The sequence below is a fragment of the Bradyrhizobium genomosp. III genome (assembly GCF_000261705.1).
Classification (GTDB): domain Bacteria; phylum Pseudomonadota; class Alphaproteobacteria; order Rhizobiales; family Xanthobacteraceae; genus Bradyrhizobium; species Bradyrhizobium ottawaense.
In genome coordinates this window covers 1-1287 of the sequence record NZ_AJQF01000573.1, presented here as the reverse complement: position 1 = coordinate 1287, position 1287 = coordinate 1, and the positions used below count along the sequence as shown (strand labels likewise).

Sequence of the window (1287 nt, the reverse complement as noted above, 5' to 3'; positions counted from 1 at the left end):
CCCGTTGCCGAAGCTCCGCCGCTGGTGCCGGAAGCCCCGGTTGCCGCTGCTGCGCCGGCAAACCTGACCTCGGGCACGCTGATCGACCAGACCCTGGAGCGCCCGCTGCGTCCGGGCGAAGTCTCGCTCGACGAGCTCGAGCGCGCCTTCCGCGAGACCGCGATCGAGGCGCCGACGCCTGTTGCTCAGGCTGAAGCCAAGCCCGCGCCGGCCGCTGAAGCGCCCGCGCCCGCCGCCAAGGAAACCGCCAAGGAAGCAAAGCCCGCCAAGGAGAAGGCCGCGCCGAAGAAGTCGATGGCCGACGAGGGCGCCAGCGAAGGCGACCGCATCGCCAACCAGTCGATCCGCGTCAACGTGGATACGCTGGAGCATCTGATGACCATGGTCTCCGAGCTGGTGCTGACCCGCAACCAGCTGCTGGAGATCTCCCGCCGCAACGAGGACACCGAGTTCAAGGTGCCGTTGCAGCGCCTGTCCAACGTCACCGCCGAGCTGCAGGAAGGCGTCATGAAGACGCGCATGCAGCCGATCGGCAATGCCTGGCAGAAGCTGCCCCGCATCGTCCGCGACCTGTCGAGCGAACTCGGCAAGCAGATCGAATTGGAGATGCACGGCGCCGACACCGAGCTCGACCGCCAGGTGCTCGACCTGATCAAGGACCCGCTCACCCACATGGTGCGCAACTCCGCCGATCATGGCCTGGAGACCCCCGCCGAGCGTCTCGCATCCGGCAAGGGCGAGCAGGGCACCATCCGCCTGTCCGCCTATCACGAGGGCGGCCACATCATCATCTGCATCGCCGACAACGGCCGTGGCCTCAACACCGAGAAGATCAAGGCCAAGGCGATCTCCTCAGGGTTGGTCACCGAGGCCGAGCTCGAGAAGATGAGCGAAGCCCAGATCCACAAGTTCATCTTCGCGCCCGGCTTCTCCACCGCAGCCGCCATCACCTCGGTGTCGGGCCGCGGCGTCGGCATGGACGTGGTGCGCACCAATATCGACCAGATCGGCGGCACCATCGACATCAAGTCGGTGGCCGGCGAGGGAAGCTCCGTCACCATCAAGATCCCGCTGACGCTGGCGATCGTCTCCGCCCTGATCGTCGAAGCCGCCGGCGACCGCTTTGCGATCCCGCAGCTCTCGGTGGTCGAGCTGGTGCGGGCCCGCGCCAACTCCGAGCACCGCATCGAGCGCATCAAGGACACCGCGGTCCTCCGTCTGCGCAACAAGCTGCTGCCGCTGATCCATCTGAAGAAGCTGCTCAAGATCGACGACGGCGCCGCCTCG

At 66.9% G+C, this 1287-nt stretch carries 1 protein-coding gene; it reads left to right on the top strand.

Annotated features, from left to right (window positions below; genetic code table 11):
* A partial coding sequence (locus IC66_RS0142150) for a chemotaxis protein CheA (RefSeq protein WP_038951357.1) occupies positions 1–1287 on the top strand: 1287 nt, incomplete at both ends.